Genomic DNA, 16,213 nt, shown 5'->3' with positions numbered 1-16,213 from the left:
CTGCATAATGCAGACTGATTACTGTGGACTAAGTTTTATGCTTCAGCAAGCATTTTTTCTCCTGCCTCAATAGCTTCTTCAATAGTACCTTTAAGGTTGAATGCAGACTCTGGTAAGTGATCTAACTCACCATCCATAATCATGTTAAAACCTTTTATAGTTTCTTTAATATCAACTAATACTCCAGGGATACCAGTAAATTGTTCTGCTACGTGGAATGGTTGTGATAAGAAACGCTGTACACGTCTTGCTCTAGATACAGCTAGTTTATCTTCTTCAGATAATTCTTCCATACCAAGAATGGCAATAATATCTTGTAATTGTTTGTAACGTTGCAATAACTCTTTTACGCGTTGTGCACAATCATAATGTTCTTTTCCTAAAATATCAGCAGTTAAAATTCTTGAAGTAGAATCTAATGGATCTACCGCAGGATAAATACCTAACTCCGCAATTTTACGAGATAATACAGTTGTAGCATCTAAATGCGCAAATGTTGTAGCAGGAGCAGGATCTGTTAAATCATCCGCAGGTACGTAAACCGCTTGTACAGATGTAATAGAACCTCTTTTAGTTGAAGTAATACGCTCTTGCATAGCACCCATCTCTGTTGCTAATGTTGGTTGGTAACCAACCGCAGAAGGCATACGACCCAATAATGCAGATACTTCTGATCCAGCTTGTGTAAAACGGAAAATGTTATCTACGAAGAAAAGTACATCTTTTCCTTGTCCTTCTCCAGCACCATCACGGAAATATTCAGCAATTGTTAAACCAGATAAAGCAACACGCGCACGTGCTCCTGGTGGTTCATTCATTTGTCCGAACACGAAAGTGGCTTTAGATTCTTTCATCTTTGCTTTATCAACTTTAGATAAATCCCATCCACCATCTTCCATAGAATGCATGAAATCTTCACCATAACGAATAATTCCTGATTCTAACATCTCTCTTAAAAGGTCATTTCCTTCACGAGTTCTTTCTCCTACGCCAGCAAATACTGATAAACCACCGTGACCTTTAGCTATATTGTTAATTAACTCTTGTATTAGTACTGTTTTACCTACACCAGCACCACCAAATAAACCAATTTTACCACCTTTTGCATAAGGCTCAATTAAATCGATTACTTTAATACCTGTAAATAAAACTTCAGTAGAAGTTGATAAGTCTTCAAATTTAGGAGCTTGACGGTGAATTGGTAACCCAGCGTCTCCAGCTTTTGGTAAATTTCCAAGACCATCAATGGCATCTCCAATTACATTAAATAAACGTCCGTAAACAGCATCACCAATTGGCATTTGTATTGGAGCTCCTGTTGCAGAAACTTCGGTTCCTCTACTTAAACCATCAGAAGAGTCCATTGCAATAGTACGTACAGTATCTTCACCAATGTGTGATTGTACTTCTAGTACCAACAAAGAACCATCAGGTCTTTTAATTTCTAATGAATCATAAATTTTTGGAAGTTCTGAACCAGCAGCGAATTCAACATCGATAACCGGTCCTACTATTTGTGCAACTTTACCTGTAACTTTAGACATTACTTATATGTTTAATATTATGCGTTTTAATTGAATGAGAACAGTTTATGTTTTCGCGTGCAAAGATAATTTTTTTAATTTAAAAATAAAGTTGTTTTTTTAGGTTTTTTCCAATAAAAAAGCACCTTGATATTCAAGGTGCTTTTTTATTTATCTTTACAGTAGTTACTATTGTAAAGATGGCGAATAATTTGTTGGGTAATCTCCCACATTAGCAACATTCCCTGAGGCAACAAAGTTAGAACCAAATTGATTATCAATAGCTTCTAAAAATTTGTTAGCCATAAAAGCATAACCTCTAGCAGTTAAATGTATACCATCTAAACTAACGGCACCACCTGTAACTAAATTGGCATTAAACGTATAGTTATCAAAACTAATTCCTGTTGAAGCTAATTCAGTTAAAATAACGTTTAAATCCACTAAAGCTATATTCTCGTTTGAGTTAGCAATGGCAGCTATTGTTTGATTATAAGCATCGGTAGCATTTTTTATACTTGCTAGCTCATCAGTATCCAAAGCATCTTTATCATCAATACCATTAACAGCTGCTAAAACCAATCCTGCCTGTTGAGGTGTTGGCGTGCCTCCAGCTTGAAGAATTCCCAATACTTGTAAAACTTCATTAGAAAGAGAAACCGTACCATAACCTTGTGCTAATGCTGCTCTGTCTATTGGAAGGAGAAGCAATTCATTTTCAGTCATTTGTCTAAATCCTAATGGATTAGATTGTGTTACCGGAACGTCTATTAAAAATCTATTGGGACCAGCGTTAAATGTAATTGCATATTGAGCGGCTAAAGCCTGTGCTTGTGCTAAAGGAACACCTTGTAAAAGAGCGCCTTGTAAAAAGATACCACTTACTGCTTGAAAAAACCCTGTTAATTGCCCTGCTGTTGTAGCATCTAAAACTAAAGCGTTATTAGGGATGGTTGTAAAATAAGGTAAATCAGTTATGTAAGGCACATTAGTTACTACGCCTTTGGCACCTGTGCTAGTTAAAGCAGTAACAACGTCGCTAAAGACACTAGCAAAAACATTTGGGTCTGTAATATCATTATTACCATAAGTTGCAGGATTGAAATTTCCAGTTTGGTCAACACCTGAACCTCCTGAAGTTGCAAATCCTAAAACATCATTACCTCCTAATTCAGAAAGTGTAAAAAATGTTGGATTTTGACTCAATGCATCTCCAAGCATAGTAGCCGAAGCAGATGAAGCCATTCTTCCAAAATAAGGGTTAAAACTACCATAACCTGGAAAGGTAACATGAAAACTTTTTGCACCAGGGACTCCAACATTATTGAAGCTACTACCTAAATTAACAGATGCATCTGTTGTAATAGGTGGTGTTGGAGCACCAACTCCAGTTAAGAAATCATTTAAGCGTTGTGGTCCTGAACCATTAAAAATTAATCTATACGCAGCTACTGGAGTTGTTCCAATTAACAAGCCTCCAGTATTGTCATTCATTAATGGCTGTGCGAAGTTCCCCCCTCCAATTTTAGCAAATTCTTTGGATAAAATATTTGGGAAAGAATTCTCTTGTGCAGCTATAAAAACAGCCCCATCAGTATATCCTGCTGTAAACGAAGCGCCAATGGCAACATAGTTAGAAAAGTTAGCTGTTCCAGAAGTTAATTCTGGTAATTCTTCGGCAGGAAATATATTATTATCTGCTAAAACGTCTTCAATTTCGTTACAAGCTGTAAAACTTAAAAGTATAACTAACAGCCATAAATATTTTGTACTATTTAAATTCTTTTTCATAATTATTATAAGTTGTTAATTGTCCATGATAAATAGTACATCGATCCAATATTTCCTGTACCAAATGCTGTAAAATATTCATCGCCTAACAAGTTAGTAGCTCCTGCTTTAAAAGTAGATTTAAAACTTGGAACCTGTAAATTGATTTGAGCATCTACCACATGAAATTCTGGAACAATACCATTCCCAAAGGTAGCTTCCCAGAAATAATCATCACTATATCTGTAAGCAATATTAAAGCCAAAATTTTTAAATAATTCAGTATTTCCAAAAGATGCTTTGAACTTATGTTCAGGGGTATTAAAGTTCGTTGTAAAATCTGGATATTGTTTTCTGTCAAAATCTAACTTAGCATAGGTATAACTACCGCTTAAATCAAAGTCACCAAAAACTTTAGTAGAAACACCAATGGATGCACCATAAGAATTTACATTTGCTTCAGAGTTTGTATAGGTACTGTATGCTTGACTATCTCCGTTTGCTAATGCTAAAATGGATAGCGAACCATCTCCAACAGTTCCGTATAGAGGAGAAACTACAACTTCTTGAGAAATAAAATCTTTGTAACTATTATAATATGCACTAAAATCAATAATAAGATTATTAAATTTACCTCTATATCCAACTTCTGCAGAAGTTACTTGTTCTGGCTTTACAAGGCCTGGATTTGCAATTTCTAAAACCGAAGGATCTCCAGAAGCAGCTAGAGCTAGTGCTGAACTCGCTGTATAAGAATTATTGTATGCGTCGGCTCCTGTTCGAGTTATTGTTGTAGGGATTCCTAATGATTGTGAAGCCTGACTTAAATCAAACGCTGATCTAGAATCACCTAGCGTATAAGTTCTAGTCCATCTATCCAAATTTTCTGGTGCAGCTCCAACTAAAACGGCTCTACCGGCGTCTAATCCAATAAATAAATCCTGAGTAGTTGGGTTTCTAAAACCAGTTTGTACAGAAGTTCTGATGTTATGATTTTTATTAACAGTTAAACCAGCAGATATTCTTGGAGATATAAATCCGTCGAAGAACTCTGATTTATCGTAACGCATAGATCCTGTAAGTTTTAATTCTAAAGATTCGTTTAATTCTAAACTTTTTTGAATTTGAGTATAAACACCAAATTCTGAGTAATCTATTGGACCATCTAAATCAGTGTAAATAGTACCTGAAGAATTTAAACTATATCTTCTGTAAGATCCACCAACTTGAATATCAGCAAAATCAATTAAATGACTAAAATTGTAATTGGCATCTGAATGGTAGTATTTAGATGCATCTTGAAATTTAGAGCCTGTTGTTAAATCAGGATTATTTATACTAGCATCAAACGCAGATTGAAATCCGGGAGAGCCTGGTAAAAAACGCCCTGTATCTGCCGTTGCTCTACCCGCGGCATGCGCCTGTGTATCTGTTGCTCCTGCAAGTGTTGCAGAAATATATGCGCCAGTATATTCACCAAACCAAGTGTTGTCATCTTTCCAAGCTCGGTTAATATTTACTCCTGTAAATACCATGTCATAAGAATCTCCAGCTTTATCAGCTACAACATATCCTCTTATAAAGAAATTATCATTACGAATTTCTAATTTATGTTGTTCTTGAAAAAAGTTAGCAATATTATATCGATTTGTCCCTTGATATATTGTAGAACCTGTACCTATTTTTCCAACGTAAGACACCTCAAAATCATCTTCCCATGGTCTATAATATAACCCCCAATCTGATTTAATACTTTCGGCATTGTAATTAGTTAAATCACTTTCATTATATCCTGTTCTGGATACTACAACGTCAGGGACTAAACTTGCTGCTGCTGGACTTCCTCCTGCTGCTGCTAGTCCAGCTAAAAATGTAGGACTTTCTTTAACAGCTTTAAGGTTTGTTGAAACTTCATCACCATAAACGTTAACCCCATCATAATCAATGTTTGCACGAGTACCTCCAATATTTGTTTTATCAACCTCACTATTAGCAGCCCAATCTGTTCCTTTTAAATAACCAAAATTGATTTTAGCAGCAAACTTATCACTAAATTTATAGGCCGCACGAAAGCTTAAATCTTTATATTCATTTGTTCCAGCTGCTTCTTGAGAAGTAACGCCTCCTTTAAGAGAAACACTTATACCTGCATGATCAAAAGGATTTTTACTTCGCATAAACAAAATACCATTAAAGGCATTAGCTCCGTATAAAGCAGAAGAGGCACCGGGTAGGAGCTCAACACTTAAAACATCCGTTTCAGTCATACCTACTAAGTTTCCGATTGGAAAGTTAAGTGCAGGTGTAGAGTTATCCATACCATCAACCAATTGCATAAATCGATTATTAGCAAAAGTTGCAAAACCTCTTGTATTGATGGACTTAAAAGTTAAACTATTGGTATTTACATCAACACCTTTTAAGTTCTCTAAACCATCATAAAAATCAGCTGAAGCTGTGTTTTTAATTTCTTTAAGGCCAAAACGCTCAACAGTTACCGGTGATTCAAAGATTCGTTCAGGAGTTCTAGACGCAGAAATTACAACTTCATCTAGAGAGGTTCCTTCTTTTAAAATAAAATTAATTTTTTGATTGTTTTCAGTTACTTCAATCGTAACAGTTTCAAAACCTACACTACTTGCTTGAACAGAAAATGGTGGATTCTGATTGTAAGTAAGTGTAAATTTACCATCAAAGTCAGTTACTGTACCCGTTGAGGTACCAACAACAATGATATTTGCTCCTGGAATAGGTTGATTGGTATCATCAACAACAGAACCAGAAATTGTTGTTTGTGAAAAAGTTAATCCACAAAAAAGCAATAGGAAAAATGGGAGAATTGTTTTCATCTATCTAATTTAGTTTAATTAAGTTCAGCAATATATGTATATAATATCTTACTTAGGAGTAAAAATAAAAAAAATTATGCACGCATAGTTCTTTTTTCACAAAAAACCCTTAAAAAAAATATAAGTTTAACAAAAATAAGCTTAAAAAACAAGAATATGAAAATAACTTGTTTAAAGAGTTTAATTTGATTTTAAATTTGAAAAGCTGAAATTTATGGTTTATTCCAATTTTATCACTTAAGTTTAGTTAAACAACTTTTAAGTATAGATGGATTTCGATTTAGTTTAGACTAAAGGTTTTTTAATTTCTTATTCAACCGTTACAGATTTGGCTAAATTTCGAGGTTGATCAACATTTTTATTAAGCATCACAGCTATATGATAAGAAAGTAGCTGAAGAGGTATAGTGGTTAATAAAGGAGATAATGATTCTAAAGTTTCAGGTACTTCTATCACATGATCTGCTAGATTTTTAACCTGAGTATCGCCTTCAGTAACAATACCTATTATTTTCCCTTTTCTAGATTTTATTTCTTGAATATTACTAACAACCTTTTCATAATGTCCTTTTTTTGTTGCTATGACTACAATAGGCATATTTTCATCAATTAATGCAATTGGGCCATGCTTCATTTCTGCAGCAGGATAACCTTCTGCATGAATATATGAAATTTCTTTTAGCTTTAAAGCACCTTCTAAGGCAACTGGGAAATTATACCCTCTTCCTAGATATAAACAATTGCGAGAATTTTTATAAATATTTGCAATCATTTTTATGTGTTCATCAGATTTTAAAGCTTTTTCAACTTTTTTAGGAATTAATTCTAACTCAAGTAAATGTTGACGAAAATCAGAACTACTTATGGTGCCCTTTGCACGAGCAAGTCTTAAGGCTATAAGTGTTAAAACAGTAATTTGAGTAGTAAATGCTTTAGTTGATGCAACACCTATTTCTGGGCCAGCATGTGTGTAAGCTCCTGCATGAGTTTCTCTTGCTATTGATGAACCTACAACGTTGCATACTCCAAAAACAAAAGCGCCTTTAGATTTTGCCAATTTGATAGCGGCAAGTGTATCTGCTGTTTCACCGGATTGTGAAATGGCAATAACAACATCACCTTCGTTTATAATAGGATTTCTATATCTAAATTCTGAAGCATATTCTACTTCTACAGGAATTCTTACTAAATCTTCAAATATGTACTCAGCAACTAAACCTGCATGCCATGAAGTTCCACAAGCTATAATGATTATACGATTAGCATTAAGGAATTTTTTCATGTTATCCTCAACCCCAGACATTTTGATGATAGCTTCTTCTCTTAATAATCTACCTCTATAAGTGTCTCTTATAGCTTTGGGTTGTTCATAAATTTCTTTTAACATGAAATGATCAAAACCGCCTTTTTCTATTTGCTCAAGATTAAGTTGAAGCTCTTGTACATATGTATCAACTAAAGAGTCGTCTTTAATTTTTCTTATTTTAACACCTTTTTTGAATCTGATGATAGCCATTTCTTCATCTTCTAAATAAACAGCTTTTTTTGTATATTCTAAAAAAGGTGAAGCGTCACTAGCAATAAAAAATTCATCATCATTTACTCCGATGCCTATTGCTAAAGGGCTTCCTAAACGAGCTACAACAATTTCTCCAGGATTAGTCTTATCAAAAACCGCGATAGCGTAAGCTCCAATAACTTGGTTTAGAGCAATTTGTACTGCTTTACCTAGTTTAACATCTTCTTGTTTTTTTACGTCTTCTATTAAATTAATTAAAACTTCTGTATCTGTATCAGACTTAAAAGTATAACCTCTAGATATCAATTCCTGTTTTAGGGATTCATAATTTTCAATAATACCATTATGTATGATAACTAAATCGCCTGAATTTGATAGATGTGGATGTGAATTTATATCATTAGGCACACCATGGGTAGCCCATCTAGTATGCCCAATACCAACATTTCCTTGTTTGGTTATTTCTCTATTTACTTTGCTTTCTAAATCTAAAACTTTTCCCTTAGTTTTACATACCTTAAGATTAGTTCCATCAAAAATCGCAATACCAGCACTATCATAACCTCTATATTCAAGTCTTTTTAAACCTTCAATTATAATTGGATAAGCCTCTCGAGGTCCTATATATCCTACAATTCCACACATAATTAATATAGATTTTGTTTAGTGTTCAATTTCAAAGTAAATATTTCAAAAACAAATAAGTTTAAACTTATTTGTTGTCATTTGGGTCAAAAAACAATAGTATTAACGGTTAAAATATTTTTAATTTTGATTTGGCTCTGTAAAAAATATTTTGAGTTTTAATTTTTTATTCTCTGGAACATTTGAATTACTGCCATGTATAATTGTACCTCTTGGACTTATTATTGCCGCTGGAGGAAATTCTGTAACATCATCATTACTATTTAAAATCTCATTAGTTACATTATAGTTTACATTATTTGATAAAACTAAACCTATTTTAGTATTTGTAGAATCTCGAAGTAATATACTATTTAAATGTTCTGTGAGGCGTATTTTATATTTGCCTGAAATTGTATCTCTTTGGCCTAAACTGATTATTTTTGAGCTAAAAGCGCTGTTATTTTCTGTTGGGTCTAATTGGTAATCAACAGTTGGAGAATTATTTTTAATATCATATGCATAAATACGGTCGAATCTATGAAAATCACTACCAAATGACCCTGTATTTATAGTTTCATCTTCATAAATTTCTAAATGTGCTTCATTTATAAGCCTTTTTAAAATGTATAAACCTGTACTGGTATCTTTTTCATATCCACCATTACCATCAGATACTCTATAACGACTTATAAAATTTTCTAATCCCTGTTCATTTTCAAATAAATCAATAACACCCATTGATCCCGATGTCCCTTTTAAATAAAGTTTTTCGTCTCCAAATGTTTTATCTCCGTTTTGCAGGTTTATTAAATTGTAATCGTTAATAAATGTATTAAGCTTTTTACCATTAAAAGTAAAATTATAATTAGATTGGGTTCTCGCTTCAGCTATTCCTTTTGTGTAATAAATACTAATGTTGGCACTTGATGAATTTAGATTTAGTAAAATCATGTTTCCATCACTACTAACCGATTCTGCTTTAATGTATAAACCTCTAAAATAATTATAAAAATTATTAGAATTACTAAGGTCTGATGTTCCTTCTCTTTCTAATATAGTGTTTTTCCAATACAAGATGTCTTCCGGGTCATTTAAAACAACACGATAAGCAGGAGCAGACCTAGTTTTTGTTGTGTCTCCGTCAGAAATAGTCCATAATTCAATAGCTTCTGCACTTGGAAGAAATGCGGTGTCCTCATGAATTGTAGTTACTATATGATCGTCAAAATTTACGATACTATTTCCTGTAAATACAGAATTAGAAGTAGAGTTTGCATTTGAATAAAAATTTTGAGTACTATTTAACTCGGAAGTTGGATCAAAATCTCTTAAAAAATAATTATTTTGATATATAGTTAGTTTTATTTCAGATGTTTGATTACCATAAATTGAATCCAATGAATATGTTGTATTTCCTTCATTGTCAACTCCAATTACAGTACTAAAGTATGGAATGTTGACAACCACAGAATCTATTACGGGATCGATACCAAAATCAGGATTATAAAATACGGGAGTAATTTGTGTTACAATACTAGCAGTAGTTTTTCCATATGCAGGGTCATTAAAAATACCAAACAAATTTGATGCTAAATTATTTATTTGAAGTGAATCTAGTTTTTTATTGTAAGCTAAAACAGATATAATAGTATCATTAGTAGTGAAATTTGTATTTCCTTTTCCAAGAACATCACTTTCAATCACATTAAAATCTCTGTCACAAGCAATAAAAGTTATAACAAATAATAAAAAAAAGGCAGGGAATTTAAGGGCTATAATTTTGTTTTTCATAGGTAATTTAATGAATGTTTGGTTTTAGCTTAAAACGGTATTATTAAAAAATGTTGTGTAAGCTTGACCAAATTCATCTTTACTTTTATATTCTAAAATAGGTTTGTTAGATGCTTTTAAGTATGTTTCCAATTCCTCAGGTATATTTTCAGACCCAACAATTAACGCATCAGAATAATCAATTGCAACTTTCATTAAGTTGTTGTATGAAGGTTCTTCCAATACTTTTATAACATCTTCGTTAATATTGTCAAATTTAATCTTATTAACCATATCTTTATTTAAGGTATTGTTAAAACTTTTGTTATATATTGAAGTAACTATTTTGCTTTCGTTAAATAAAGGCTCATCTTTATAATATTCTTTTAAGTAGATTGGTAACAATGATGCTAGCCAACCATGAACATGAATGATGTCTGGAGACCAATTTAATTTTTTTACAGTTTCAATCACACCTTTTGCAAAGAAAATTGCTCTTTCGTCGTTATCCGAAAACAAATTACCTTCTTCGTCTGTAAGGGTAGCTTTTCTTTTAAAATATTCATCATTGTCAATAAAATAAACCTGTATACGTTCTTTAGGAATAGATGCAACCTTAATGATAAGTGGCATATCCAAATCGTTAATAACTAAGTTTATACCAGATAATCTTATAACTTCATGTAATTGATGTCTTCTTTCGTTTATATTACCGTAACGAGGCATAAAAATCCGTATTTGGCCACCTTGTTGATTTACGAGCCTAGGTGCTTCAAAGGACATAGAAGAAATTTCAGTTTCAGGTAAATAAGGCACTACTTCAGATGATACATATAATATCCTCTTATCTTTCATATGTTTGTTTTTGTTGACTTATAATGATGTTTGAAACATCAGCGATTATTAATTTTTAAAAATTTTAAATTTCATAAAGCTCATATTTAAAGAGCTAAACATTTAAAATTCAAAATAAAAAACATGCAAAAATACAAAAATTTATGCTAATTGATTGTAAAATCTTAAGTTTGCACCCATTAATTTTTTATTAAATAGTGGAAGTTTACACAGAAAAACAACAAATTGTAACAAAAATAAATGCTTTAAAAGCAAAAAAGCTATCATTGGGCTTGGTTCCAACTATGGGAGCATTGCATGAAGGGCATTTGCAATTAGTAAAAAAAGCTTTAGAAAATAATAACAAAGTTGTTGTTACTATTTTTGTTAATCCCACACAGTTTGATAATCAAGAAGATTTAGCAAAATATCCAAGAACTTTAGATAGTGATATAACACTTCTAAAAACAGTTAGTAAAACAAACATTTTAGTTTATGCGCCTTCTGTACAGGATATGTATGAAGGCCATACAGTTTCTCAAAAATTTGACTTTGATGGACTGGAATTTGAAATGGAAGGTAAATTTCGAAACGGCCATTTTGATGGCGTTGGTACTATTGTGAAGCGTTTTTTAGAAATTATAAAACCAGATAACGCTTATTTTGGTGAAAAAGATTTTCAGCAACTAGCCATTATAAAAAAATTAGTTGAAAAATATCATATACCAGTTACAATACTTGGTTGTAAAATTCATAGAGAGAGCAATGGTTTAGCTATGAGTTCTCGAAATACACGCCTAAAACCAAATTATAAAGCAGCAGCACCTTTTATATATGAAATCTTAAAAACTGCCAAAGAACATTTTGGCACAAAAAGTGCTAATAAAGTTCAGGAATGGGTTGAAAATCAGTTTAAAAAGCATGATTTATTAAAACTAGAATATTTTTTAATTGCTGATGCTGAAACCTTAAAGCCAATTAAACAAAAATCAAACATAAAAGTATATAGAGCGTTTATTGCCGTATATGCAGATGATATCAGACTCATTGATAATATCGCTTTAAATTAATTATCTTTGCCACATGCAAATTCAAGTAGTAAAATCTAAAATTCATAGAGTTAAATGCACGGGTGCAGAACTTAACTATATAGGAAGTATTACCATTGATGAAGATTTAATGGATGCTGCTAATATTATACAGGGAGAAAAGGTTCAAATTGTTAATAATGATAATGGTGAACGTTTAGAAACCTACTGCATCCCAGGACCTAGAAAAACTGGTGAAATCACACTAAATGGAGCCGCTGCCAGAAAAGTATCAGTTGGCGATACTTTAATTTTAATAACTTATGCTTTTATGGATATTAAAGAGGCAAAAGTTTTTAAACCATCATTGGTATTTCCAGACGAGACAACAAACTTGTTAAAGTAGATTTTGAATCAAAAAACGAGAAGTTTATTAAAAATTATACTCCCATTACTATTAGGAGTTCTTTTGGTTTGGTATTCTTTATCCCAAATATCTTTAACAGAGTTACTTCTATATTTTAAAAAAGCAGATTATTTTTGGGTTGTTTTAGGGATGTTTTTTGGGCTTTTAAGTCACTTATCTCGTGCATACCGCTGGCGTTTTCAGCTTGAGCCAATGGGATATCATATTAAATTTGGTAATAGTATCATGGCAGTTTTTGCTACGTATTTAATTAATTATACCATTCCAAGAGCAGGAGAAGTAGCAAGAGCTTCTATTTTAACAAATTATGAAGCTGTTCCTTTTGAAAAAGGTATAGGGACCATAGTTGCTGAGCGTATTGCAGACGTTATTGTTATGTTAGGAATTATAATGATTACGCTTTTTCTGGAGTTTGAATTTATTTATGCATTTTTAATAGACAAATTCGACCCACTTAAAATTATTTTAGGATTCATTACATTATTACTATTAGTACTCATTTTTTTAAGATATATAAAAAGAAGTAACTCTAAAGTTGCCTTGAAAATTAAAACTTTTATAAACGGTTTAATTGAAGGTGCTTTAAGTATTTTTAAAATGAAAAAGAAATGGGCTTTTATTTTTCACACCCTGTTTATCTGGCTCATGTATGTGCTTATGTTTTATGTAACTACTTTTTCACTTGAACAAACATCTAATATTCCTTTTGCAGCTGTATTAATAGCTTTTATAGCAGGTAGCTTTAGTATTGCAGCTACAAATGGCGGCATTGGTTCGTATCCTGAAGCTTTAGTTTTGGCATTTTTATTATTTAATCTTCCCGAAGATCCAAGTCGAGCATTAGGTTGGATTATGTGGACTTCCCAAACACTTCTAATTATAATTTTTGGAGGTTTATCTTTAATATATTTGCCTATTTTCAATCGAAAAAAATCTCTTTAGATTTTATATATTTCTACCAAGCTTACCAAAACTTTGCTTTCAATCTCTCTGTTAATTTATTACCTTGCCATATTAAATCTCAAATCATATTAAAAATGAAAAATACAGTTGTTTTCTTTTTGTTCATGTGTTTCGGTTTTCATAGTTTTGAAGCACAAGTTAAATACGAATCTATTCAATCTTCAAAATTAGGAGAAGATCGTCAATTAAAAATTCAACTTCCTAGAGGGTACAATTCTGATAATGATAAAAGTTACCCATTGTTTGTTGTGCTTGACGGGGATTATATGTTTGAAGCTGTAGCCGGAAACGTAGATTATTTTTCTTATTGGGAAGATATGCCAGAGGCCATTGTAGTAGGGATTAATCAAATAGATAAAAGATACGACGATTGCTTATACTCTGAACAAAACTCGCTACCTATCGAAACTGGCGCATCTTTTTTTGAGTTTATAGGTATGGAAGTCATTTCTTATCTGGAAAATAATTACAGAATAGGTAATTTTAGAGTTGCAATAGGGCACGGTGAAACCGCAAATTTTATTAATTATTATTTATTAAAACCTAACCCTTTTTTTCAAGGATATATTTCCCTGAGTCCAGAATTAGCTCCAAATATGATAGACTACATTCCAGAAATTCTAACAAAAACAGAATCAAAAATATTTTATTATTTGGCTAACACCATTAATGATGACACATCAATATTAGATATGACTACTGCTTTACACAAAGATATTTCAGCCATTGAAAATAAAAATGTACAATATGCCTTTAATAGTTTTGAAGGACCATCGCATTACTCCCTACCTACACATGCCATACCAAAAGCTATAGAAGGGATGTTTAAAGTATTTCAACCAATTTCAAAGAAAGAGTATAAAGAGGTTATTTTAAAATTAGAAACATCGCCAGTAGTTTATCTTCAAGAAAAATATCAAACTATAAATAATTTGTTTGGAATCGAAAAGCAAATACTGATTAATGATTTTAAAGCAATTTCAGCAGCTATAGAAAAAAACGAAACTTTCAAATACTACGAAGAATTAGGTAAAATAGCCAGGAAAGAATACCCAGAAACATTACTTGGTCTATATTACATCGCACGTTTTTATGAAGAAACAGGCGAGCCAAAAAAAGCTATGAGAACATATCAATCTGCTTACACACTAGATGAAATAGCTGGCATAACAAAAGATTTAGTTTTGGAAAGAGCTGATTTAATTAAAGCAGATTTTGGGTTTTAATGGCTAAGTTAAAAACTACTTTTTTTTGTCAGAACTGCGGTACGCAATATGCTAAATGGCAAGGGCAATGTAACGCCTGTAAGGAATGGAATACTATTATTGAAGAGTTGATTCAAAAACCTGAAAAAAGTGATTGGAAAACCCCAACTTCTTCAATAAAAAAAGCTTCAATTCCCTTAAGAATCAACGAAATTGATACGACTAAAGAAGCACGTTTAAATACTTTTGATGGAGAATTTAATCGCGTTTTAGGTGGTGGAATTGTTCCTGGGTCTTTAACGCTTTTAGGGGGCGAGCCAGGTATAGGAAAAAGTACCTTATTGCTTCAAATATCTCTAAAATTACCTTACAAAACCTTATATGTTTCTGGAGAAGAGAGTCAGAAACAAATAAAAATGCGAGCAGAACGCATCAACCCAAATAATAATAATTGCTATATTTTAACAGAGACTAAAACTCAAAATATTTTTAAACAAATTGAAGCTTTAGAACCTGATATTGTAATTATAGATTCTATTCAAACGCTTCATAGTGATTATATTGAATCGTCTTCAGGAAGTATTTCTCAAATAAAAGAATGTACCGCTGAGTTAATTAAATTTGCTAAAGAAACGGCTACACCTGTTTTGTTAATTGGGCATATTACAAAAGATGGTAATATAGCAGGGCCTAAAATATTAGAACATATGGTTGATACCGTTTTACAATTTGAAGGTGATCGTAATCATGTTTTTAGAATTTTAAGAGCTCATAAAAATAGATTTGGTTCTACAAACGAGTTGGGTATTTATGAAATGCAAGGTTCTGGTTTACGAGAAGTTTCCAACCCCTCTGAGATTCTAATTTCTAAAAAAGACGAAGAGTTATCAGGTAATGCTATTGCTGCAACTTTAGAGGGTATGCGACCTTTAATGATTGAGGTGCAAGCTTTAGTAAGTACAGCAGTTTATGGCACCCCTCAACGAAGTGCTACAGGATTTAATGCAAAAAGGTTAAATATGTTGTTAGCCGTTTTAGAAAAACGAGCAGGATTTAGATTAGGAGCTAAAGATGTATTTTTAAATATAACTGGTGGTATTACGGTTGACGACCCTGCAATTGATTTGGCTGTAGTTGCTGCTATTTTATCTTCAAACGAAGATATAGCTTTACAAAAAGATTTCTGCTTTGCAGCTGAGGTTGGATTATCTGGAGAAATAAGACCCGTACAACGTGTTGAACAACGTATTTTAGAGGCAGAAAAATTAGGTTTTTCAACCATTTTTGTTTCCAAATACAATAAAATTTCACTAAAAACTACAACAATAAACATCCATTTAATTTCTAAAATTGAAGATTTAGTAGCACTTTTAACCTAAATTTTGATTTATTTATTGTTGATAATTAATCTTAAAATCACTGTTCGTCGAAATAAAATAGCACTTTAACGTTAATTTATTTTATTTCGTCGATTTTTTTAATTAATATTGCTACATAATTTAAAAATATATGTCACACATCCCGTTTTTATGTATTTAACGTTTTTGTTATATATTTAATTGGGGTTTTTAAATGTTTCGTCGAATAATGATAAGCTTTAATTAATTAAAAAGTAATAATGTGTAATATTGTAAGTAATTAATTTAGAACTGTTTATTGATTTTTGATAATTAATACATCTTCCCTCTAAGATTTTTAA

At 31.9% G+C, this 16,213-nt stretch carries 11 protein-coding genes; 5 read left to right on the top strand and 6 right to left on the bottom strand.

The window, feature by feature from the left end; all coding sequences use genetic code 11:
- Positions 1 to 35 precede the first annotated feature (35 nt).
- The 6 genes from atpD to AC1XJX_RS01425 all read right to left on the bottom strand — a co-directional run bounded on the left by atpD (position 36) and on the right by AC1XJX_RS01425 (position 10,912).
- Complete coding sequence (atpD, locus tag AC1XJX_RS01450) at positions 36 to 1,544, bottom strand: F0F1 ATP synthase subunit beta (protein ID WP_482002180.1); 1,509 nt, start codon at positions 1,542 to 1,544, stop codon at positions 36 to 38.
- A 168-nt stretch (positions 1,545 to 1,712) separates the two neighbouring features.
- A complete protein-coding gene (locus AC1XJX_RS01445) occupies positions 1,713 to 3,314 on the bottom strand; it encodes an SGNH/GDSL hydrolase family protein (RefSeq protein ID WP_482002179.1) in 1,602 nt (533 codons plus the stop codon).
- 5 nt (positions 3,315 to 3,319) lie between these two features.
- The gene (locus AC1XJX_RS01440) at positions 3,320 to 6,142 is read right to left on the bottom strand and encodes a TonB-dependent receptor (RefSeq protein WP_482002178.1); all 2,823 of its coding nucleotides are present in this window, start codon (positions 6,140 to 6,142) and stop codon (positions 3,320 to 3,322) included.
- Positions 6,143 to 6,451: 309 nt separating this feature from the next.
- Positions 6,452 to 8,305 carry a glutamine--fructose-6-phosphate transaminase (isomerizing) gene (gene glmS / locus AC1XJX_RS01435; RefSeq protein ID WP_482002177.1) on the bottom strand — a complete coding sequence of 618 codons (1,854 nt, stop codon included), beginning with the start codon at positions 8,303 to 8,305 and terminating at the stop codon, positions 6,452 to 6,454.
- 120 nt (positions 8,306 to 8,425) lie between these two features.
- On the bottom strand, positions 8,426 to 10,078 hold the full coding sequence (gene bamH / locus AC1XJX_RS01430) for a BamH family beta-barrel-assembly machinery protein (RefSeq protein ID WP_482002176.1): 1,653 nt from the start codon (positions 10,076 to 10,078) through the stop codon (positions 8,426 to 8,428).
- A gap of 24 nt (positions 10,079 to 10,102) precedes the next feature.
- Positions 10,103 to 10,912 (bottom strand): glycogen/starch synthase, encoded by an 810-nt coding sequence (locus AC1XJX_RS01425; RefSeq protein ID WP_482002175.1) that lies wholly within the window; start codon positions 10,910 to 10,912, stop codon positions 10,103 to 10,105.
- 197 nt (positions 10,913 to 11,109) lie between these two features.
- Here AC1XJX_RS01425 and panC point away from each other — a divergent pair, with 197 nt between their 5' ends.
- The 5 genes from panC (at position 11,110) to radA (ending at position 15,893) form a co-directional block, all read left to right on the top strand.
- Complete coding sequence (gene panC, locus AC1XJX_RS01420) at positions 11,110 to 11,961, top strand: pantoate--beta-alanine ligase (RefSeq protein ID WP_482002174.1); 852 nt, start codon at positions 11,110 to 11,112, stop codon at positions 11,959 to 11,961.
- Between the two features lie 13 nt (positions 11,962 to 11,974).
- Positions 11,975 to 12,325: an aspartate 1-decarboxylase gene (panD, locus tag AC1XJX_RS01415; RefSeq protein WP_482002173.1), complete on the top strand. Its 351-nt coding sequence runs from the start codon at positions 11,975 to 11,977 to the stop codon at positions 12,323 to 12,325.
- A gap of 3 nt (positions 12,326 to 12,328) precedes the next feature.
- Positions 12,329 to 13,288, top strand: a complete 960-nt coding sequence (locus tag AC1XJX_RS01410; protein WP_482002172.1) for a lysylphosphatidylglycerol synthase transmembrane domain-containing protein — start codon at positions 12,329 to 12,331, stop codon at positions 13,286 to 13,288.
- A 95-nt stretch (positions 13,289 to 13,383) separates the two neighbouring features.
- Positions 13,384 to 14,535 (top strand): alpha/beta hydrolase, encoded by a 1,152-nt coding sequence (locus tag AC1XJX_RS01405; RefSeq protein ID WP_482002171.1) that lies wholly within the window; start codon positions 13,384 to 13,386, stop codon positions 14,533 to 14,535.
- On the top strand, positions 14,535 to 15,893 hold the full coding sequence (gene radA / locus AC1XJX_RS01400; RefSeq protein WP_482002170.1) for a DNA repair protein RadA: 1,359 nt from the start codon (positions 14,535 to 14,537) through the stop codon (positions 15,891 to 15,893). The genes AC1XJX_RS01405 and radA overlap by 1 nt, the downstream gene beginning before the upstream one ends.
- Positions 15,894 to 16,213: the final 320 nt, after the last annotated feature.

The organism is Flaviramulus sp., assembly GCF_982512915.1.
The sequence above is the reverse complement of the archived record's forward strand: the minus strand, read 5'-3'. Positions and strand labels throughout refer to the sequence as shown.